The following is a 20564-nucleotide window of genomic DNA, read 5'->3' as shown; positions in this document are numbered from 1 at the left end:
GCGGAGGTCAGCCGTGTGCGACGACGGCGACGGGAGCGGCGATGTGGTGCAGGGCCGAGTGGGTGACGTGGCCGATGCGGGCGCCGAACGACCTGGTGCTGATGCGTCGGCCGACGACTACGAGGGAGGCGTCTCGGGAGTCGTTGACGAGAACCTGCGCGGCACTTCCGCACCGACTTGCCTCGATCACCTCGACGTCCGGGAACTTCTGCACCCAGGGATGGAGCACCTTGCTCAGGAGAGTGGCCTGTCCGCGTTCGAGCGTCTCGTAGAGTTCGGCGTCGCCGGCGAAGCGGTAGAAGGAGGTCGGCGGCTCGGGCCAGGCGTGGACGACCCGCAGGGGGGCTTTCCGACGCGCGGCGGCATCGAAGGCGAACTCCAGCAAGGTGTCGTCCGCTTGGTCGATGTCGAGTCCCAGCACGACGGGCCGGAAGGGCGCTGCGGCGGACGGCACCCCCGCCGGATCCATCTTGTGCTCGTCGGCGGCCTGCTCTCCCGCCCGCACCAGCACCACAGGCCGCTCGGCGCGGGCCACCACGCCCAGACTCACCGAGCCCACCATGAACCCTTCCAGGCCACCGAGGGCCCGCGAGCCCAGGACCAGCAGCTCGGCGAAGCCCGCCGCCTCGCACAGCAGGTCGGCCGGGGTCCCGGTCAGCTGCTCGGTGGTCACCTCGATGCCCGGGTGGCGAAGCCGGATGCCGTCAGCAGCCTCGCGTGTCAACTGCTCTGCCCACCGCCGGTAGGTGTCGGGATCGAGCAGTGGTGTCCTGGCAACGAACCTGGGCGCCGGCTCCGAGATATACATGATCTTGAGGGGCAGGCCGCGGAGCAGCGCTTCTCGCGCCGCCCACTCGGCTGCGGCCCGGCTCTCGGGCGAGTCGTCGACACCTACGGTGACGGTGCGGGACATGGTCTCCACCTCCCGGGGCGAGGGTTCCGACACCAGCGTGGCGCCGTGGTGCCGAAGGGATGAGGGGCCACACGGCCCCATCAGGGCCCGGCCGACCCTCAGTGGGCCCGGAAGAGACCCACTGCAACCCGGAAGCCGCACGGGCCCGTCCCGTCCCTAGGGCCGTGCGACCCCTGGCACCACCGACCGTCCCCGGCACACCCTGGTAGGAGTCGGACACCTCATCGAGGCCCTCACGGAGTCACCATGTACGGCACCCCTCGCATCGTCAGCGACGTGATGACCCAGACGGTCGCCGCCGTCGGCCGCCGTGCCCCGTTCAAGGAGATCGTGCAGCTGATGCAGGACTGGCAGGTCAGCGCCCTGCCCGTGCTCGAGGGCGAGGGCCGGGTGGTCGGCGTGGTCTCCGAAGCCGACCTGCTGCCCAAGGAGGAGCTCCGGGACGACCCCGACGCGGGCTACCTCCAGCTGCGGCAGCCCGTCGATGTGGCGAAGGCGAGTGCTCTCACGGCCGGCGACCTCATGTCTTCCCCCGCCGTCACGGTCCGGGGCGGCGCCACCCTCGCGGAAGCCGCGCGCATCATGGCGCACGAAGGGGTCAAGACGCTGCCCGTGGTGGACGACGCAGGGCTGTTGGCCGGTATCGTCAGCCGGGCCGATCTGCTCAAGGTCTTCCTGCGCGACGACGAAGACATCGCCGAGGAAGTGCGGCGCGAGATCGCCTCGTACCTCTTCCCGCCCCCGGCGTCGGCCGTCCACGTGGAGGTGCACGACGGGGTCGTGACGCTCACCGGCCGGCTAGCCGACAGCGCCCTCGTGCCGGTCGCAGCCCGCCTGATCAGGGCTGTCGAAGGTGTGGTGGGGGTGGAGTTCGACCTCGCCCAGCACACCGCCGTGCGGTGACCGGAGGCGATGCCGTCGTGGTGACCGGGCCGGTCGGCCCTGGTGCGTCTGGCGGCGACGGGTGACGATCGGTCCCTGGGGCAATCGGCAGCCTGGCCATCATCTGCGACACGTGGGGTCGCCGTGACAGAGATGCGCACCTTCAGCGAGCAGGACCCGATCCGCGTGTTCCTGCTCGACGATCACGAGGTCGTACGACGTGGCCTTGCCGACCTCCTCGACGCCGAACCCGACATCTGCGTGGTCGGCGACGCGGACACCGGCGCACGCGCGCTGGTCCGGGGCCCCGCCCTACGTCCCCACGTGGCCGTCCTCGACGTCCGGCTGCCCGACGGCGACGGCATCTCGGTCTGCCGGGAGCTGCGCGACCGGATGCCGGAGCTGGCGTGTCTGACGCTGACCTCGTTCGACGACGAGGAAGCCCTGCTCGACAAGCTCGGAGTGCAGCGCCGGGTCCACAGGCGGCCGTCCTCGCCTCCCACCTCGACCACCACGACTCCGGCCTGCACGGTCCCCACCATGCCGGGAACCACATCCCCCGGTGATCCGATGTGAAAGCGGCCGAACTCAGTCGGTGGTGAGCAGGTTCTTCACCTCGACGACGTCGGCGATGCCCTCGACCTCCGCCACCAGCCGGGCCGCCGTCGCCGACGACGCCAGTCGTCCTGTCAGCTCCACGATGCCATCGTGCACGGTCACAGCCACACTCTCCCGGTCGGTCGGTAGGCAGCAGGCTTCGAGCGCGGCTTGAACTTCCACCCGAATACCGGCGTCATCCCTGATCAGCGCCTGCAACAACGCGTCACGACGCACCACGCCGACGAGTCGACCCTCGCGATCGGTGACGGGCATGCGCTTCAGCCGAGACAACGCGGCCAGCCAGGCGGCCTCGGCCACCGTCGTGCCCGGCAGTACCGTGATCGCGGGACTCGACATCAGATCGGAGGCCGTCTCGCCCCGGGCTTTGCCGTGCATCCGGCGTTCTCGCAGGCGGCCGATGCGTCCGGGCCGGTGGCCGGAAGCTTCGAACGCGACCTTGGCCAGCAGATCGGACTCGGACACGACGCCGACGACATGGTCCTCGGCATCCACGACCGGAAGTGCGCCCACCTGCTCACGGGCCAACAGCCGGGCGATGTCGCGATACGCCAGCTCTTCGCCGAGGGAGGCGGCGGGCACGTCCATCACCTCCCTCACCAGTGGCATACCGGGCTCCTTGGGGAGGTCCGGCCGCCGCGTGGGCGTTACGGTCGACGGTGCCCGCTCCTCGGTGTCCGAGCGCTCGGCCGCACTGCCGGAGTGCTTGGCCGCGGCTGAGGCGACCGCCCCCAGGTAGCGGAGCAGCATGTCCTGTCGAGCCGCTTCTCCCGGGCTCCAGGCACGCGCGGGCGCACCCTGCCGAGCATCGGCCTGCGCGCGGAAGTTCTCGTGCGCGTTCACAGCGGCCTCCTGACTCCGTCGAGTCGCCTACCGTCCCAGTCTCCCGTTCTCGCCACCTGTGCCAAGAGCCGAACGGCCCTGGTGGAACGAGTAAGGGCCCCTATCCGGTGCGGCGTGGGACCGGCACGGTGAAACTGGAGGAGTACCGACCGGCAGGAGGCTGCCGATGAGCCTGCGGGACTTCCTGGAGCGGTTCCGTCCGGCGGGAACGCCAGGGGCGTCCGCGACCGGCGTGCCCGCCGACCGCATGGCGGAACGCGCGGCGGAACTGGCACCCGCTCTCGCACGGCTGACGGATGTTCAGCAGCAGGTGGCACGGATCCGGGCCGCCGCGGAGGAGACAGCAGCGGCCCTTCGGCGGAACGCCGTACGAGAGGCGGAACGTCTGCTGGCAGATGCACGGGAGCAGGCTCCAGTGGCCCGCCGGCAGGCCGCGGAACCACTCCTCCGAGAAGCCCGTCAGGAGGCCGACGCGCTGCGCGTGGCTGGAGACCGTACCGGCTCGGCGATCCGCGAGCGGGCAGGGGAACGCAGGCCGCACCTGGTGGACCTCGCCGTGGCCGATGCCATGAGACTGGCGAGCGGGACGGCGGAAGAACCGTGAGTGCCGGATGGGTCGCCGGAGCGGTGCGGGCGCAAGCCCTCGTCGCAAGGTATCCGGGCGCCGAGGGGGCACGTGAGATCGCGCGCGGTCCGACGCTCGACGTCGCCCGGCGGTGCCTCGCCACGACGCCGTACGCACGGTACACGCGGACGACGGTGGGCTTGCCCGATGCCCAGCGGGCGGTGGCCGCCGGCCTCCTGTGGCATCTGCGGGTGCTGGCCGGATGGCTGCCGCGCGGTGGCGCTCGCCTGCTGGTGCCGCTCGCCTCGGGATTCGAGATCGCCAACGTGGTGGCCCGGCTGCCGGCATCGGATAGTGGGTGCACCGGGGCGCCGGAGCCCTACCGGCTCGGTTCCCTGGAGACGGCGTGGCGAAGTCTGGAGCGTGCCGGGACGCTCGCGGAACTCAGGGCGGCGCTCACCGCCTCGCCTCCTACAACGCGGCCTTCCCCGGTGAGGAGGAGGCGTTCCGCGCCTTCGCGCGCTGCCACCCCGGTCCGGTCACCTTCCTCGTCGACACCTACGACACGGAACAGGGAGTCAGGATCGCGGCCCGGGTCCTGGCCGATCTGCGGCGTGGCCCCGGCTGCGCGATCCGCCTGGACAGCGGAGACCTCGACGCACTCTCACGACGGTCGCGCTCCCTGCTCGACGCCGCCGGGCTGACCGGCGTACGGATCGTGGCCAGCGGCGGCCTCGACGAGTACGGCGTGGACCGGCTCGTACGCGCCGGAGCCCCCATCGACGCGTACGCCGTGGGCACGAAGGTGGGCGCCGCCGCGGACGCCCCGTACCTGGACGCCGCGTACAAGCTCGTCGAGTACGACGGCCGGCCCGTGATGAAACTGTCCTCGGCGAAGGTCACGGCCCCGGGCCGCAAGCAGGTCTTCCGTTGGCCCGGACGGCCGGACGTCATCGCTTTGGCGGCCGAGGAACCACCGGACTCCGCACAGCCACTGTTGCCCACGGTGATGCGGGGTGGACGACGGACGGGGGCGCCGGACCACTGGCTTGACGCGCGCAAGCGGTTCCGCGAGGACCTGGCCGACCTGCCCGACTCGGCGCGCCGGAGCGAGAATCCCGAGCCGGTCCGGCCGGTGCGGTCCGAGGCGCTCGACCATCTGACGGCCGTGGTGCGAGCCGACATCGAAGTCCGCCAGTGCCCGGAGCACCGCGCCGCGCCGTCGGACGCCGCCGACCTGCATTCCGCGGCGTCCTCGGTCTCTGGACACTGGCCTGCCGCAGGACGGCGGAGGGTCGGCAGGCCTCCGGTGGGGACCATTGGCCCCTGGCAGTCAGGCGCTGCCGACGCCTTCCATGGAAGTGGCGGCGGCATCCTTCCGCGCCACCGCAAGAAGGAGGCGAGGGCGATGTCCGCTCCCGCACCGGCGAAGAACGCGCAAGCCGACCCGGGTACCTCGATGCGTGCCCGTGTGGGCGACGAGATCGTGGTTCGCGGGACCGCGGCCGGGGTCGTCGCACGAGACGGCGAGATCGTCGGACTCCACCACAAGGACGGCAGCCCGCCCTACGACGTGCGGTGGGCCGAGGACGGACGAGTGACCCTGTACTTCCCGGGTCCCGATGCGTACGTCCGGCACTTGGTGACCGGAGGCGGGCATGTCCGGGCCCGGTGACCGCCGGCCGATCGTGGTGGGCGTCGATCCTGATCCCGTACACCGGATGGCACTGGCCTGGGCGGCCGACGAGGCCGCCCGCAGACGGCTGCCGTTGCGCGCCGTCCACGTGGAGGGCGTGCCCACTCGCGGCTACCGGAGGCAGGAAGTCCCGCCGTCCTGGGAGGAGTGGAACGAGGCTCTGCACAAAGCCGGCCAGCAGGCGCTGGGGCAGGCCGTGGACTTCGTCTCGGCCCGGCACCCGCAGCTCGAGGTCGACGCGCTGCTCGCGGAGGGCGACCCGGTGTGGGTGCTGCGCGAGCAGAGCCGCGACGCCACCGCCGTCGTGCTGGGGTCGCGCCACCTGAGCCGGAGACAGGAGGCGTTCGGCTCCACGGCGGTCGCCCTGCCGGTCATGGCCCGTACGCGCTGTCCCCTGGTGGTCGTCCCGGAGCCGGAACACGTCACCGAGGAGCCCGCGTACTTCGTCGTCGGCGTGGACGGCAGCGAACACTCCGGTGCCGCGGTCGACGTGGCGTTCGAGGAGGCGGCCCTGCGTAGTGCCCGGCTGCGGGCCCTGCTCGTCTGGGAGCCCGGACCACTGAGAGTCTTCGACGAGCACCAGCCGCAGCAGGAGTGCCGCCGGCTCCTGTCCGAGATCGTGGCAGGACGCCACGCCCGCTATCCCGAGGTGGACCTGCACCACGAAGTGCTCGTCGGGCACCCCGTCCAGGTGCTCACCGACGCCTCGGAGCACGCGCTGGGCCTGGTGGTCGGGACCCGGGGCCGCGGAGGCTTCGCCGGCATGCTGCTGGGCTCGGTCAGCCAGGGCGTGCTGCACCACGCCCGCTGCCCCGTCATCGCCGTACCGACCCGCGAGTGAACCGGCACACCGGCACGAAGGGAAGCAGCCGTGACCGCACCACCTCTCGACATGAACACCGTCGCCGGACTAGTGGCGGACGCCGCGGCGGCACCCTCGCTGCACAACGCCCAGCCCTGGACCTTCCGCTACCTGCAGGACATCGGCGTCCTGCGACTGTACGCGGACCTGGAGCGGGCACTGCCGCGGACCGACCCCGAGAACCGGGGCCTGCACGTGGGGTGCGGCGCGGCGCTGCTCAACCTCCGGGTGGCCGCCGCGGCGGCCGGACTCGCGCCGGTCGTCCGGTTGCTACCTGACCCGGCCTACCCGGAGTTCCTCGCCGAGGCGCATCTGTGCGGCACCGGGACTCCCGACGGAGCGCTCGCCCGGCTGAGCCCTGCGATCCACCGCCGCCACTCCAGCCGCTTCCCCTTCCGCGAGGAGACGCTCCCCATCGCCGTGCAGGAGACTTTGCAGGAGGCCGCGCTCGCCGAGGGCGCACAGCTGCTGTTCCCCGGAGCATGGCACGTGCAGTCGATCCTGGAGCTGGTGCGGGACGCCGAGGGCAGGGAGGTGCTGGCGCCGGACGTGCGCGAGGAGACGGCGCGCTGGGCGCACGCCGGCTCTTCCCGCGACGCCGAGGCCGAGGCCGCTGACGGTATCGCCGCCGAGGCTTTCGGTCCGCGGCAGCGCCGTACCTCGGTCCCCGTGCGTGACTTCGCCGTCGGCCGTCCGCTGCCCGAAAGCGGCTGGGCGCTCTTCGAGAGGGAACCCAACATCGCCCTGCTGGGGACGGTCCACGACGGGCCGGCAGACTGGCTGTCGGCCGGGCAGGCGCTGGAGCGGGTCCTGCTCCAGGCCACGGCGGACGGGCTGGTCGCCTCGGTCACCTCCCAACCCCTGGAGTGGCCCGAGATCCGATGGGCCGTCCGCGACCCCGTCTCCGCGATGGCCCATGTGCAGATGATCATCCGGCTCGGTCACGGCCCCGAAGGCCCCGCGAGCCCGCGGCGGGCGGTGGCCGATCTGCTCGACGTTCTCTGAGTGGACCGGGCGGACCACGGGACAGCGAGGAGGAGCGCATGAAGGTCTCCGAGGTGATGACGGCTCCTCCGGTGTGCGTGGCGCCGAACTCCACCCTGGTCGAGGTGGCCCGGCTGATGGCCGAGAGCGCCGTCGGGTCGGTGCTGGTGGTCGAGAACGGAGCCCTGCACGGCATCGTCACCGACCGCGATCTCGTCGTTCGTGGCCTGGGCGGCGGACTGGACGCGAGGGCCCGGGCGGACGCGATCATGTCGGCCCGCCCCGTCACGGTCGAGGCCGTCGAGGATCTTGAGGCTGCCTATCGCGCGTTCCGTCGCACTGGGGTCCGCCGGCTTCCGGTCCTGGACGCGGGCCGGGTGGTGGGCGTGCTGGCGATCGACGACCTGTTCCTCGACCTGTTCCGTCGGTTCGCCGACCTGCTGGGGCCGGTGGCCTGGAGCGTCCTGCAGGAGCCTCCGGGACCGCCCCAGGAGGCCGGAGTCCCGGATGAGCCCTGAACAGGCCCGGCTGGGCACGACCGCGCTCCACGAGGACGGTCCGGCGGCAGGCCGCGAGGCCGCGGCACATGCGCCGCCTGCGGACCGGCCGGGCACCTCTGCGTCGTCGGTCCCCTACCTGCCGGCTCCCGCGGTCTTCGCCGCTCTGGAAAGCTCCCCGCGCGGTCTGACGCCGGCCGAGACCGCCGCACGGCGGGACCGCTACGGCCCCAACGAACTGCCAGGAGCGCCCCGCGGCCAGGTATGGCGTCGGCTCCTCGCACAGTTCACCGACCTCTTCGCGGTCGTCCTGCTCGTCTCCTCGGCGATCACGTTCCTCGCCTACGGGCTGGGACGGCCCCGGGATCCGGCAACCCTGCAACTGGCCCTGGCGATCCTCGGCGTGGTGCTGCTGAACGCCGGTATCGGCTTCGCACAGGAGTACTCCGCCGAGCGCACCGCGGAGTCCTTGCAGGCGATGGTGCCGCACACCTGCCGGGTACTGCGGGACGGGGAGCGGCGGGAGCTGTCCGCGCGGGATCTGGTGCCGGGCGATGTGGTGGTCCTGGAGGCTGGAGACGCGGTGCCGGCCGACTGCCGGCTGGTCGAGGCACAGGAAGCCGCCGTCAACAACGCCGCGCTCACCGGTGAGAGCGATCCCGTCACGCGCATCGCGGAACCCGTGCCGCCGGGGCCGCCGCTGGAGGCGCGCAACTGCGTCTTCATGGGCACCGACCTGGTCGCGGGCACCGGCAAAGCCGTGGTGTTCGCCACCGGTACGGCCACCGAGTTCGGGCGCATCTTCCGGCTCACCGCCGCCGCCCCCAGGCAGCAGACCCCCTTGCAGCGGCAGGTCGCCGTCATGGCCCGCCGGGTCGCGGGCGTGGCGCTTGCCACCGGGGCCGTTCTGTTCGCGGTGCGCGTGCCCAGCGGGCAGCCGTTCGTCGACACGTTCGTCTTCTCACTGGGGGTGATGGTCGCTCTCGTGCCCGAGGGACTGCCGGCCACCCTCTCCGTGTCGCTGGCGATCGGTGTCCGTCGCATGGCCCGTCGGCACGCGCTGGTCAAGCAGTTGCTCGCCGTGGAGGCCCTAGGTTCGACCAGCGTGATCTGCACCGACAAGACGGGCACCCTCACGCAGGCCGAGATGACCGTCGTACAGCTGTGGGCGGACGGTGTGTCGTACGCCGTGACGGGCGTGGGGTACGCCCCGGTCGGTGAGACAACCGATGCCCCGCCCGTACGCGAGCTGCTGCGCACGGCGGCTTTGTGCAGCAACGCCCGACTGGTGCGGACCGCCGGTCGGGACGCGTGGCTGGTGCTGGGAGACACCACCGAAGGTGCGCTGCTGGTGGCGGCTATGAAGGCCGGTCTGGATCCCCTCGAAGAGGAGACCCGGGCGCCCCGGGTGGCGGAGTATCCCTTCGACTCGGCACGGAAATTGATGAGCACCGTCCATCGCGACAGCGACGGAACGTACTTCGCATGCGTCAAAGGTGCCCCGCTCGAACTGCTCACCCGCTGCGACGCCCTGGACCAGGGTGGCGGGCGGCCGCCGCTGACGGACGCCGATCGCAGCCGTGTGATCGCAGCCGCGGACGGCATGGCCGGGCAGGGCCTGCGCGTGCTGGCGGTCGCCCGGCGGCAGGTCTCCGGGCCTCGGCCGCCGATCGCGGACGTCGAGTCGGAGCTGACCCTGCTGGGACTCGCCGGGATGTACGACCCGCCCAGGCCCGAGGTACGGGACGCGGTGGACGCGTGCCGGCGGGCCGGCATCCGCATCGTCATGGTCACCGGAGACCATCCCCTCACCGCGGAGGCCGTCGCCCGTCGCGTCGGAATCGTGCAGGAGCCGGCTCCGACCGTGGCCACCGGCATCCAGCTGGACACGCTGGACGACAGCGGCCTGGACGACCTGCTGACCAGCTCCTCCGAACTGCTGCTGTGCCGGGTCAGCCCCGAGCACAAGATGCGGGTGGTCACCGCGCTGCAGCGGCGTGGCGAGGTCGTGGCCGTCACCGGCGACGGGGCCAACGACGCCCCGGCCCTCAAGCACGCCGACATCGGGGTCGCCATGGGTGCCTCCGGCACCGACGTCGCCCGCGAGGCGGCGGTGATGGTGCTGCTCGACGACTCCTTCGCCTCCATCACCACCGCGGTCGGGCTGGGCCGCTCGGTCTACCGCAACATCCGCAAATTCCTGATCTACCTGTTCAGCCACAACATCGCCGAACTCGTGCCGATCCTCGCGGCGACTTTTGCTGGATTCCCCCTGGTGCCGATCACGGCCGTGCAGATCCTCGCCATCGACCTCGGCTCCGACGTGCTGCCCGCCCTCGCGCTCGGCGCGGAACCGATGGAACCCGACGTCATGAACAGCCCGCCGCGGCCCCGCCAGGAGCGGCTCTTCTCAGCCACCGTCATGGGCCGCATCCTCTTCCTCGGCGGAATCCAGGCCCTGGGCGTGTGCGCCGTCTTCTTCTGGCACATCCACGCCTCCGGCATCCCCTACGCGGACTTCACCAAGGACAACCCCGTCTATCGCGAGGCGATCACGATGGTCCAGGCCGGCATCGTCGTCAGCCAGTTCTTCAACGCCCTCGCCGTGCGCACCGACCGGCAGAGCGTCTTCCGCGCCGGCCTGCTGACCAATCCCTGGCTGCTGGCCGCCGGCTGCTTCGGCATCGGGCTGATGGCCGCCATCAGCTACGCGCCGCCGCTCCAGGCCCTCTTCCACACCGCGCCGCTGGCCCCCGCCGACTGGGCGGTCCTGACCGCGTTCGGAGCACTGCTGCTGGCGGCCGAAGAAGTCAGGAAATGGGCACTGCGGCGCCGTAGGCCGTCCCCGAAGGGAGGAACGCCATGAGAGTGATCATCGCGGGCTGCGGTCGGGTCGGCGCCACCCTGGCCACGCAACTCGTCGCCGAGGGCCACGACGTACGGCTCATCGACCGACAGCCCAAGGCCCAGAAGAAACTGTCACCGGGCTTCCCCGGCGCCTTCCACGTGGGCAACGGCTTCAGCCGCTCCGCACTGGAGACGGCCGGAATCGCCCACGCGGACGCGTTCGTCGCAGTCACCTCCGGGGACAACAGCAACATCGTCAGCGCGCGCACCGCCAAGGAGACGTACCGCGTCCCGATCGTCCTCGCCCGCATCCACGACCCTCGCCGCGCCGACATCTACCGGGACCTGGGCATCCCGACCATCTCCAGCGTCCGCTGGGCTGTGGGCCGCATCCATCAGATGCTGCTGCACCGGCACCTCACCCCCGAAGTCTCCTTCGGCAACGGCGAGACACTCCTCGTCCGCTCCCAGCTGCCGTCCTATCTCACCGGGCGACAGGTCACGGAGTTCGACGTCGACGGCGAGATCCGGGTCGTAGAGATCACCCGCGGCGGCCGGTCGCTGCTCCCCGCACGCCATGTCCTGGCCGAGCCCGGTGACCTCGTCACCTTCGGGGTCGCCGCAACGGCGCTTGGCCGGCTGAGCGGTTTTCTCGACAAGGAGCTGGGAACGTGAAGGTCCTGATCGCGGGCGCGGGCCGACTCGGCACCCAGATCGCCCAGGTACTGGCCGCCGCCCGCAACGACGTCACCCTCGTCGAGTACGACGACGAGCGTGTGGCGGAACTCGGAGGCCTGCCGCACGTGAGCCTCGTAGCCGGGGACGCCTGCGAGCCGGGCCTGTTGGAGAGCGCGGGCGTGCTGGCCTGCGACCTCGTCATCGCGGTCACCGGCCGCGACGAGGACAACCTGGTCATCAGCCTGCTGGCGAAGCGGCAGTTCGGGGTGGGCCGTGTGGCCGCGCGCGTCAACGAGGCGGAAAACGCCTGGCTCTTCGACCAGCGGTGGGGCGTGGACGCGGCAGTGCCCGCCGCCGCCCCGCTGATCTCCCTCATCGAGGAGGCCACCGGAGCCACCGACACGGTGGCACTGCTGCGACTGAGCAAGGCCGGTGTCGAGGTCATCGAGACCGCGATCACCGAACGGTCCCGCGCCGCCGGTCACACCCTGGGCGAGGTCTCCCTGCCCGCAGGCACCGTGGTCGCCACCGTCGTACGGGAGGGGCAGCCCACTGTCCCAAGTCCCGAGGTACGGCTGCTCCCCGGCGACGAATTGCTGCTCGTGTCGCATGAAGCGACCGAACAGGAGATCCACGCCGCCTTCCAGTGAGCCGCCCCGGGGGCGAGACCGGTCTCGCGTCACTGCTTCTGGCAGCGCACGATCACGACCGGGCAGCTCGCGTGCTGCGACACATGCTGGCTGACGGAACCGAGCAGGGCGCGCGCGAACCCGCCCCTGCCCCGGCTGCCGACGACCAGGACCTCGGCCCCTTCGGCTGCTCTCAGCAGGACGTCGGCGGCGTTGCCGTGCACCACGTGGGTCCTAACCGAGCCGGCAGCGCCGGCGCCGAGCACATCGGTCAGTTCCTGGCTCATCTTCTGCCGGGTCTCGTCCTCATCGACGTCCATGTCCACAGCGGGCCCCGACCAGCCGTACAGGCCCGGCAGCTCCCACACCGCGACCGCGTCCACCGAGCCGCCGACCAGGTCTGCGTAGCGCACGGCCCAGCGCAGGGCCTCGTACGAGGACTGGGACCCGTCGACACCGACCACCACCCGACGCTCGGAGGCATCCTTGTCCATGCGTACCCACCTCTCCTTCGGTGTCCGTCCCCGCCCGGCCGATACACCTCTGTTCTCCACACTGCGGGCCGCCTCGCCCCACCGCCAGAGATGCGCATCCGGCGGCATGACGGACGGGGCACGGTCCTCCACTCAGCAGACCTCGGTTCCGACGCGCCCTCCGACACCGTCCCGCCTCGCCCAACCGGCCGGACATGGGTCTCACGGTCCTTGTGGGTGCCGTTCGGCCCCGTCCGTCACGGTGCCCAGGGGATCGATGCTGGACGTCGACCGTCTCGGGAGGGGCCGATGAGCCAGCGCACCCAAGCCATTCCGCAGGCCGAGCGCACCTTGGGCAGTGCTCCGTCGGGTGCTGCCAGGAGCGCCCGGCGGCGGGCCGCTCGCCCGGCCGCCGGCACCGTCCGCTCGGTCGCTCGCAGCGCGGACGGCGATCGGACGCTGCTGCCCGACGGCACGTGGAGGCGCGTCGAAACCATCAGGGTCCGGAATCTCTTCGGCTGAGAGCCCGCGGCGTCCGTGCCGAGTTCCCCCTCGTGTGCCGATGCCTCGAAGCTTCACTGTCGTGCGGGCACGACCGCGACCGGGCACTGGGCATGGTGCAGGAGTGCATGGCTCACGCGGCCGAGCTGCAATCCGAAGGCGCTCGTTCGGCGCCGTGCCCCGACGATCACCAGGTCGGCAGCAGCCGTCCGGTCCACGAGGATCTTGGCGGCCGGTCCCCCCGACGTCGCCGGGCGCGTCCGGACATGCGGATACTCACCGATCGCGGCCTTGAGCCGAGCGTCGACGACAGCGGAGGCACGCTCCTCGCAGGTGTCCTCCGGCCCTCCTGCACGTATCGGGTTGCCGTGCCTATCGAAGGCGGCCCTGCGCCAGGCATGCACGACGTCCAGGACACAGCCGCGCACCTCGGCCTCCCGGAAGGCGTACCGCACGGCCTCGGTGCTCGTGTCGTCGGCGTCACCGACGCCCAGCAGGATCCGCTCGTGCGTGCCCGCGAGCCCCGCCGGATCGCCCCGGACCACGATCACCGGGCAGTGCGCCCGGGCCGACACGGCAAGACCGACCGACCCCAGCAGCAGTCCCTTGAGAGCGCCCCGGCCACGCGAACCCGTCACCAGCGTGTAGGCCTGCCCGCCCTCGCGAACGAGAGCGTCCACCGCGTCCTCCGGGATGATGTCGGTGGTGACCTTCACATCCGGGTTGCGCCGTTCGGCGCGTTCGGCCGCCGAAGCCACGACTTGCTCGGCCAGCACCTGCTCGGAAGGGCGCCCCGGGCCCACCGAGGGGAGGCCGGCCTCATAGTGCTCCCACAGGGAGGCGTACACCAGCCTGAGCGGAACACCGTGGCGCACGGCCTCGTCCACGGCCCAGTCGACCGCCGTCAGACACGAGTCCGATCCGTCTACACCCACCACCAGAGGAAGTGACATCTGCCCACCGCCTTTCAGGGTCTGCCGTCTCGTGCGGCACAGTGGGGTGCGACTTCACCCTGGCACTCCGCTCCGGGCATTACGAGGGGCACATCGTCCTGTATCGGAGGACCTTCGGCCCCGCCCCCTGCAGTTCGCCCTGGAGGAGGTGGCCTCGCCTGCCGAGGCCCGTAGGGCGAGGTCGTTCTCGGGCATCTCCGTCCGGTAGGCCGGCCATGCCGAAACGTCAGGCGATGCGGGTCAGCGGAGGGCACTCCCAGGTCGCGTCGATCACCTCGGGACAGGGCCGGTACATCCGAAGGGCGACGAACCAGGTGCCTTCCTCGGCAGTGGGCAGCCAGTTGGCCTCCAGTTCCTGGCCGGGCGACTCTCTCTGCAGATGCATGGTCAGTCCACCGTCCGGGTCCCGCAGCAGGCCGGGGCTGCGGTCGCCCACCGAGTAGCGGTCGGCCGGGTTGGGGATGAGGTTCATATCCTCCCCATAGGCGGTCAGCGACCAGAAGGCGTCGACCGGCGGCAGGGCGTCGCCGGGGAAGTGCAGTTCGTAGCGGCCGCCCGAGGTCAGCTTGTTGCCGTCCGCGTCGTCGAAGTTGAGCAGGTAGACCGCTTCGGCGGGATCGTTGGCGGCGACACCGATAAGGGCCTGGTCGGCGGCACGCTTGAGGAAGTCGTCGCCGAAACGCCCCATCTGCGGGGGCGGATAGCGCCAGCCGTGGACGAGGTGGGCCCAGTCGCCGCTGAGGATCTGCTGCCTGAGCATGGGCACACCGACGGCGGCGGCCCGGGCCAGGCTTCGCTTGACCACGTCGGGCTGATCCTCGACGTCGAGGCCGGGACCTACGCCGATCTGGGCGAACTGCTGGAGAAGGAGCGCGTGATGCGACGGCGGAGGATTCTCGGCCAGCATCGCGTTCAGGGTCTTCCACGGTCCCAGAGGATCCTCCGCTGCGGGGATCGGAGTCAGGACCTCACGGCTTTCTGGAACTGTCGCGTCCTGCTTGCCGAACAGGCTGAGCGGGGTGAGCCGGTACTGCGCCTGAAGTTCTCGGACACGTGGTACATCGTCCATGCCACTGACGAGAGTCCGGCCGAGCACGAGGATCCACGGACTCGGCGCCTTCTTGAGCCGTCGCACCCCGGTGGGAAGCCTGCCCTCCCAGCCCGGGCCGACGAGCGCGAAGCTGCCCGCGCCGGAACCGGTGGTGCGCTGACCGACGTAGTCGAAGTTGTCGGACGTGATCCCGACCAGCTCGAAGGTGAAGTAACGATCACCCATGTCCGGGTGGGAGAGGATGACCGGCTCGCTGCCCAGATTCACCCAGGCCGCCGAATACAAGGTGTCGTTGTTGGGACACCCACCGTCGCGGTAGGTCGCGTCCAGCAGCCGCTCGGCGTGCCAGAAATGGTTCACCGCCGCGTACGGCACCGTCGACGGGTTCCGCGGCTGCGTCACCCAGTCGTGCCGCAGCTGGGCGTAGTAGATGTAGGGGAACCCGTAGACGAAGGCCTGTTCACCGAGCGTGTAGGCGTACTCGCCGCGCCAGTCGCCCATTCGCCCGGTCACGATCGGCTTCACCGCTTGGCCCAGCACAGGCACGAGCTCGGGCAGGTGGCGTGCGCGATCGATCGTCGACTTGGGATGGAGAGCCACACGCCCGGCGGCGCGGGCCGCCGAGACGGCGGTGCCCGCTATGCCCTCGGGGATCCGCCGCCAGGCAGGGGGCTGCGAGGGTTCGGACATATCAACACCCTTTCGCTCACAGCGTCGGAGGCAGGTCCGGATACCCCGGGCCCGCGGCACCCCAGACCATCGTCCCCCGCTTCGCCGTCGGACGCAGCCGGACGGCTTACAGCCGCTTCCGGCTGGGCAGCTCGCACCGACGCCTGGACAGTGCCGAGCGGGGCCGCGTCGCACCCGGGCGGCCGAGCGGTGCATCCCCTCCGCGAGCGCGACACCGGATGGGTGCACATGTTCGTAGCCAGAGCGGGACGGGGATGCCGATCACTCAGGAAGTGAGTCACCGCATGTCGTCGACACCGGCCGACCGGGGAACCGTGACGAAGACGTTCGAGAATCTCCGCGGCGTACCTCACGCCGAGATCGTCGTCTTCACCAAGGACGCTGACGGCCCCGGAGCAAAGGGGACCGTGTACAACACCCTCGGTCTGCCGGTGGACTTCACCGACGAGCAGTTCCGCGCTCTGGACCCCACCGCCCTGGCCGCGGAGTTCCACGGGGACACGGTGTGGATGAACGGGCCGCGCCGCGCGCTCATGGACACCGCCACCGCGGAGCTTCGCGACGGAGGGCGGGTGACCGCGGTGGCAGGCATCGCCATGCACAACGTGGCCGGCGTCCACGTCCCGAACCGGGGCGCGAGATCCATGAACTGGTCTCCCCCGGGGGAGACCCGTACGTCAGGCAAAGCCTCTCCCGGCACGTCGATCCTGACCTGAGCGTGGGGCAACTGCCCTCACTCGGGAAGCGTCTGCAGCTTGCCCAGGGCTGGCAGTACCGTGTCCGCACACTCGAGGAGGACCTGCGGGTCGGGGCACAGGGCGACGCTCACATCGTGTTCGACGAGTACGAGAACAATTACCAGCGCCACGCCTGATCTCCGCTCCCGACGGTCCACAGGCGGCGTCGCCCGCGAGCTCCCCGCGCCCACCCACGCTGCTTGGAGAACAGGCCAACATCAGCGGTTGCGGTCGTATGCCTGGCTGACCGTGGCGGCGACACGCTCGGTCAGCTCGGGGAGCGCCGACCGCACCGCTGGGCTCAGGCCCGCGCCGAGTGCGACGTCGGCCACCTCCACGGCGTGCACCACAAGCTTTGGCGGCAGCTGGTCGAGGGCCTCCGCCAGGGCGAGACACTCTCCCAGGCCGAAGGCATGCGTGCTCGCCGTACCCAGGGCGTGGCCGGCGGCCTCCGCCGGTGTCAGGGTGTGCAGCTCACCCGGGCGGGCCGGGCTCGTACGGAGGGCTTCGACCAGGACCACGGCGTCCGCACCGCGCCACAGGTCCAGCATGCGTGCGGGTTCGCCGTCGCTGACCACCAGCTCGGTGTCGTCCGGGACGCGGCCACGGAGTGCTTCCACCGTCGCCGGGCCGATTCCGTCGTCGCCGCGCAGGAGGTTGCCCACCCCGATCACCACCACCCGGCGACTCATCCGCGCTCCACCGTCAGGTCGAGGAAGTGCGCGGCACAGGAGATGCAGGGATCGTGATTGCGGATGGCGCGTTCGCACAGGTGAGTGAGTTCCTCGTCGTCGGCGGAGGGCCCGGCACGGTTCAGGCGCGCCTGGACCGCCCGGCGTACGTCCTCCTCGAGGGCGGTCTGGTTCTGGGCCGTGGGCGGAACGATGCGGGCCTCGGTGAGCGTGCCGTCCTCCGTGAGGGCGTAGCGGTGGTACAGGAGACCGCGGGGTGCCTCGGTGGCCCCAGCGCCGACGGCCTTGCGCGGCGAGACGTCGACGGCCGGCCGGGGAGGCTGTTCGTATGCGTCGATGACGCGCAGGGCCTCTTCGACGGCATGAACCACCTCCACGGCGCGTACGACGACGCTGCGGAAGGGGTTGTCGCAGAGGGTGCCGGTCGCCGGATCACCGAGACCGGCTTCCCGCGCCGCCTCGGCGGCCACGGGACACAGCCACTGACCGTTGATCGCGTAGCGCGCCAGCGGACCGGTCAGGTAGCGGCGGCCGTCGAGCGTGGCCGTCAGGGCGGTGGAGTGCGGAACCTGCCCCTCTTGGACGTGGTGTTCGAAGTCGGAGAGGGCGAACTCGCGCAGCGCCGGGCTTCCGCTCTGGACGGTCATGACCGCCGGAGTGCCAAAGTCGATGGCGTACCGGCCGGGGGCACATAGCGCAAGCAGGTCGTGGTCGCACACGGCGTCGGGGAAGTCGAACGCCGCAACCCATCGGACCGTCTCCAGCGCGTCGTCCCGGGCTTGCCGCAGCCGCTCCGCCAGCGGACGGAGTTCGGCCGGTGCAGGTGTCCGGTAGAAGCCGCCGACCCGCACGTTGACGGGGTGGATGGGGCGGCCGCCGAGCTGTTCGAGGATCGCGTTGCCGGCCTGTTTGAGCCGAAGGCCGCGTTCCACCGCGGCGCGTTGGTCACGGGCGAGTCCCACCATGTCCGCGTGCCCGAGGAAGTCTGGGGCGTGCAGCAGATAGATGTGCAGGGTGTGGCTCTCGATCCACTCGCCGCAGTACAGCAGGCGGCGCAGTTCCGCGAGGGGGCCGTCCACCGTGACACCACAGGCGTCCTCGATCGCCCGGCAGGCGCTCATCTGGTAGGCGACCGGGCAGATGCCGCAGATGCGGGCGGTGATGTCGGGAGGCTCGGTGTGGCCGCGGCCGGTCAGGAAGGCCTCGAAGAAGCGCGGCGGTTCGTAGATGCGCAGCCGCGTCTCGGCGACCGTGTCCCCCTCGACCCGTAGGTGGAGGGCTGCCTCGCCTTCCACTCTGGCCAGCGCGTCCAGCCGCAGGACGCGGGTTCCGCGATGGTTCATGCGAGCCTTTCCGGGCGTGGTCCGTCAGGCCGGTGGGCTCTGCTGCTGCTCCTCGGCCGCGAGGTCGGGTACTGGGGCATATTCCGGCGACGCGGCGTTGAAGGTGTGGAAGACACGCTGGATGTCCCGCTCGCTCATCCCGTCGCGGCGCAGCTGCGCGACCATCGAGCGCAGGTTGGGCTTGCTCGACGGTCCGAAGCAGCCGTAGCAGCCACGTCCGTAGGCGGGGCAGACGGCGCCGCATCCGGCGTGCGTGACCGGGCCGAGACAGGGCGTGCCGTGGGCCACGGTGATGCAGGTGGTGCCGCGCCGCTTGCACTCGAAGCAGACGCTGTGGTTCGGGATCCGGGGTTTGCGGCCGGCCAGGAAGGCGTCGATGACTTCGAGGAGCTGTCGGCGGTCGATGGGGCACCCGCGCAGCTCGAAGTCGACCGGCACGTGGGCAGAGATCGGTGTCGAGGTCTCCAGGGTGGAGATGTACTCCGGCTGGGCGTAGACGGCTGCGAGGAAGTCGTCGACGTCGGCGAAGTTGCGCAGAGCCTGGATGCCGCCCGCGGTGGCGCAGGCCCCGATGGTGACCAGGTACCGGCTGATTCGACGGACGTGCTGGATCCGCTCGACGTCCTCGGCGGTGGTGATCGACCCCTCGACCAGGGACAGATCGTACGGCCCCCGCCCCTCCAGCCGCGCACGCCCGCCGTCGGCGCCCTCGGCCGGGGTCATCTCCAGGAAGTGGTCGATCCGGACGCGTTCGGTGAGACCGAGGAGTTCGTCCTCGCAGTCGAGGAGGGTCAGCTGGCAGCCGTCGCAGGAGGCGAACTTCCACACGGCAAGCGTCGGCCGGGTGCGAATGGCCGGGCCCAGCTCGGTGACCATGTCACAACTCCCTCACGAGGAGCAGGTCTGCCACACGGTCGTAGCCGACGACCGGCCCGTCGCGGCACAGCAGGAGCGGGTCGAGCTGGCAGTGGCCGCAGTGGCCGGTGGCGCAGTGCATGTTGCGTTCCAAGGACACCTGGACGCGGTGGGGAGGCAAGCCGCGGGCCACGAGGTCGCGTGCGGTGTGACGCATCATCACCTCCGGCCCGCACACCAGCGCGCAGGACCGTTCCGGACGCAGATCGAGCCGGTCCAGGAGGGTGGTGACCACGCCGACCGCACCGTGCCAGCTGGGACCGGGCCGGTCGACGGTCACCTCCACCCGGGCCCGGCCGCGCCAGCTGTCGATCTCGTTCCGGTAGACCAGATCGGCAGGGGTGCGAGCGCCGACGAGGACCGCGAGCCGACCGTACGCGGCGGGTCGGTCCACGAGGGCATGTACGACCGGCCGCAGCGGGGCCAGCCCGATGCCTCCGGCGACCACCAGCACATCGTGACCCGCTGCCGCTTCGAGGTCCCAGCCGGTGCCGTACGGCCCGCCGAGTCCGACGGTGTCACCCGGGCGCAGCCGATACAGCGCGGTCGAGACAGCGCCCACCGCGCGCACGGTGTGCACGAGCCCCCCGTCCCGGCCGCGCAGGGCGCTCACGGAGATGGGTACCTGACCGACTCCGAAGGCGTAGATCATCGCGAACTGCCCCGGTGAGAAGGGCGCGAGTGCTACCCCGGCCGGTACCAGCTCGAAAGACCGGGTGTCGGCGGTCTCGTCCCGGGTGTCGGAGACCCGGTACGGCAGCGGGGGCGTCACGGTGGTCACGGTGGCTCCGCCGCGGACGCCGGCTCCCCGGACCGTGTCCAGTCGTGCAGGGCGGCCGCTTCCTCGGTGATGTCGATACCGACCGGGCACCACACGATGCAGCGTCCGCAGCCCACGCAGCCGGACGAGCCGAACTGGTCGTACCAGGTGCCGAGTTCGTGGGTCATCCACTGGCGGTAACGGCTGCGGGAGGAGGAGCGGACCGGGCCGCCGTGCAGCTGGGAGAAGTCCAGGTCAGTCCAGGGCGCAGTCGCCGTCCGCTCGGGCCGGCGCGCGCATGCCCTGGCGGGCGCAGTCGCGCATCAGGTGGGCTCCGGGCTCGCCCCGTCGGCCCACACCTACCTGACCGAACGCGAGGGGGACGTCAGCGTCGCCAGCGCCTCCAACGACTCTCGCTCGAAAACGCACATGTTC

General features: G+C 71.2%; 21 protein-coding genes and 3 pseudogenes. 13 read left to right on the top strand and 11 right to left on the bottom strand.

Translation table 11 applies throughout. The features are described 5' to 3' along the window. Nucleotides 1–7: 7 nt before the first annotated feature. Nucleotides 8–913, bottom strand: a complete 906-nt coding sequence (locus IO33_RS0140530) for a universal stress protein (protein ID WP_031174117.1) — start codon at nucleotides 911–913, stop codon at nucleotides 8–10. A gap of 246 nt (nucleotides 914–1159) precedes the next feature. On the opposite strand from IO33_RS0140530, the gene IO33_RS0140525 reads away from it, so the two are divergent. After that, complete coding sequence (locus IO33_RS0140525; RefSeq protein ID WP_031174116.1) at nucleotides 1160–1816, top strand: CBS domain-containing protein; 657 nt, start codon at nucleotides 1160–1162, stop codon at nucleotides 1814–1816. A 123-nt stretch (nucleotides 1817–1939) separates the two neighbouring features. Next, nucleotides 1940–2254, top strand: a pseudogene (locus IO33_RS0140520) (response regulator); the annotation flags it as partial. A gap of 129 nt (nucleotides 2255–2383) precedes the next feature. Here IO33_RS0140520 and IO33_RS0140515 read toward each other — a convergent pair. Further along, nucleotides 2384–3256, bottom strand: coding sequence for a CBS domain-containing protein (locus tag IO33_RS0140515; protein WP_031174114.1), 873 nt, complete (start codon nucleotides 3254–3256; stop codon nucleotides 2384–2386). 166 nt (nucleotides 3257–3422) lie between these two features. On the opposite strand from IO33_RS0140515, the gene IO33_RS0140510 reads away from it, so the two are divergent. From IO33_RS0140510 to IO33_RS0140475, 9 genes and pseudogenes are all read left to right on the top strand, one after another. Further along, the gene (locus IO33_RS0140510; RefSeq protein WP_245236042.1) at nucleotides 3423–3860 is read left to right on the top strand and encodes a hypothetical protein; all 438 of its coding nucleotides are present in this window, start codon (nucleotides 3423–3425) and stop codon (nucleotides 3858–3860) included. A 430-nt stretch (nucleotides 3861–4290) separates the two neighbouring features. Beyond that, nucleotides 4291–5016, top strand: a pseudogene (locus IO33_RS51510) (beta/alpha barrel domain-containing protein); the annotation flags it as partial. Nucleotides 5017–5229: 213 nt separating this feature from the next. Continuing rightward, a complete protein-coding gene (locus IO33_RS51505; RefSeq protein ID WP_167349508.1) occupies nucleotides 5230–5496 on the top strand; it encodes a DUF1918 domain-containing protein in 267 nt (88 codons plus the stop codon). Continuing rightward, complete coding sequence (locus tag IO33_RS48670; protein ID WP_031174111.1) at nucleotides 5480–6358, top strand: universal stress protein; 879 nt, start codon at nucleotides 5480–5482, stop codon at nucleotides 6356–6358. The genes IO33_RS51505 and IO33_RS48670 overlap by 17 nt, the downstream gene beginning before the upstream one ends. Nucleotides 6359–6388: 30 nt before the next feature. Further along, nucleotides 6389–7384, top strand: a complete 996-nt coding sequence (locus IO33_RS0140495) for an Acg family FMN-binding oxidoreductase (protein WP_031174110.1) — start codon at nucleotides 6389–6391, stop codon at nucleotides 7382–7384. Between the two features lie 38 nt (nucleotides 7385–7422). Beyond that, entirely contained in the window at nucleotides 7423–7881 is a 459-nt protein-coding gene (locus tag IO33_RS0140490; RefSeq protein ID WP_031174109.1) for a CBS domain-containing protein, read from the top strand. Continuing rightward, nucleotides 7871–10726, top strand: coding sequence for a cation-translocating P-type ATPase (locus tag IO33_RS0140485; protein ID WP_245236041.1), 2856 nt, complete (start codon nucleotides 7871–7873; stop codon nucleotides 10724–10726). The genes IO33_RS0140490 and IO33_RS0140485 overlap by 11 nt, the downstream gene beginning before the upstream one ends. Next, a complete protein-coding gene (locus tag IO33_RS0140480) occupies nucleotides 10723–11382 on the top strand; it encodes a potassium channel family protein (RefSeq protein ID WP_031174107.1) in 660 nt (219 codons plus the stop codon). The genes IO33_RS0140485 and IO33_RS0140480 overlap by 4 nt, the downstream gene beginning before the upstream one ends. Beyond that, nucleotides 11379–12035, top strand: coding sequence for a potassium channel family protein (locus tag IO33_RS0140475; RefSeq protein ID WP_031174106.1), 657 nt, complete (start codon nucleotides 11379–11381; stop codon nucleotides 12033–12035). The genes IO33_RS0140480 and IO33_RS0140475 overlap by 4 nt, the downstream gene beginning before the upstream one ends. A gap of 29 nt (nucleotides 12036–12064) precedes the next feature. Here the strand turns inward: IO33_RS0140475 and IO33_RS0140470 are convergent, their stop codons facing one another. After that, nucleotides 12065–12508, bottom strand: a complete 444-nt coding sequence (locus tag IO33_RS0140470) for a universal stress protein (RefSeq protein ID WP_031174105.1) — start codon at nucleotides 12506–12508, stop codon at nucleotides 12065–12067. Nucleotides 12509–12796: 288 nt separating this feature from the next. On the opposite strand from IO33_RS0140470, the gene IO33_RS50840 reads away from it, so the two are divergent. Next, complete coding sequence (locus IO33_RS50840; RefSeq protein ID WP_031174104.1) at nucleotides 12797–13009, top strand: hypothetical protein; 213 nt, start codon at nucleotides 12797–12799, stop codon at nucleotides 13007–13009. Nucleotides 13010–13062: 53 nt separating this feature from the next. Here the strand turns inward: IO33_RS50840 and IO33_RS0140460 are convergent, their stop codons facing one another. Next, nucleotides 13063–13941 carry a universal stress protein gene (locus IO33_RS0140460; protein ID WP_031174103.1) on the bottom strand — a complete coding sequence of 293 codons (879 nt, stop codon included), beginning with the start codon at nucleotides 13939–13941 and terminating at the stop codon, nucleotides 13063–13065. Between the two features lie 226 nt (nucleotides 13942–14167). Beyond that, nucleotides 14168–15682 (bottom strand): DUF1254 domain-containing protein, encoded by a 1515-nt coding sequence (locus IO33_RS0140455; RefSeq protein ID WP_051927272.1) that lies wholly within the window; start codon nucleotides 15680–15682, stop codon nucleotides 14168–14170. 284 nt (nucleotides 15683–15966) lie between these two features. Here IO33_RS0140455 and IO33_RS46345 point away from each other — a divergent pair, with 284 nt between their 5' ends. Then, nucleotides 15967–16398 carry a hypothetical protein gene (locus IO33_RS46345; protein WP_031174101.1) on the top strand — a complete coding sequence of 144 codons (432 nt, stop codon included), beginning with the start codon at nucleotides 15967–15969 and terminating at the stop codon, nucleotides 16396–16398. Nucleotides 16399–16415: 17 nt separating this feature from the next. On the opposite strand, the gene IO33_RS53670 is transcribed toward IO33_RS46345, so the two are convergent. The 6 genes and pseudogenes from IO33_RS53670 to IO33_RS48660 all read right to left on the bottom strand — a co-directional run. Beyond that, a complete protein-coding gene (locus IO33_RS53670; protein WP_280921959.1) occupies nucleotides 16416–16550 on the bottom strand; it encodes a hypothetical protein in 135 nt (44 codons plus the stop codon). An 87-nt stretch (nucleotides 16551–16637) separates the two neighbouring features. Further along, a complete protein-coding gene (locus IO33_RS0140440; protein ID WP_031174100.1) occupies nucleotides 16638–17111 on the bottom strand; it encodes a hydrogenase maturation protease in 474 nt (157 codons plus the stop codon). Then, entirely contained in the window at nucleotides 17108–18454 is a 1347-nt protein-coding gene (locus IO33_RS0140435) for a Ni/Fe hydrogenase subunit alpha (protein ID WP_031174099.1), read from the bottom strand. The genes IO33_RS0140440 and IO33_RS0140435 overlap by 4 nt, the downstream gene beginning before the upstream one ends. 24 nt (nucleotides 18455–18478) lie before the next feature. Continuing rightward, complete coding sequence (locus tag IO33_RS0140430; RefSeq protein WP_031174098.1) at nucleotides 18479–19330, bottom strand: NADH-quinone oxidoreductase subunit B family protein; 852 nt, start codon at nucleotides 19328–19330, stop codon at nucleotides 18479–18481. A gap of 1 nt (nucleotide 19331) precedes the next feature. Beyond that, on the bottom strand, nucleotides 19332–20150 hold the full coding sequence (locus IO33_RS0140425; RefSeq protein ID WP_031174097.1) for an FAD/NAD(P)-binding protein: 819 nt from the start codon (nucleotides 20148–20150) through the stop codon (nucleotides 19332–19334). Continuing rightward, nucleotides 20147–20386, bottom strand: a pseudogene (locus tag IO33_RS48660) (4Fe-4S dicluster domain-containing protein); the annotation flags it as partial. The pseudogene IO33_RS48660 and the gene IO33_RS0140425, both read right to left, overlap by 4 nt. Nucleotides 20387–20564 lie beyond the last annotated feature (178 nt).

The organism is Streptomyces durhamensis, from assembly GCF_000725475.1.
GTDB lineage: Bacteria > Actinomycetota > Actinomycetes > Streptomycetales > Streptomycetaceae > Streptomyces > Streptomyces filipinensis.
This window is presented reverse-complemented; position numbering and strand designations above follow the sequence as displayed.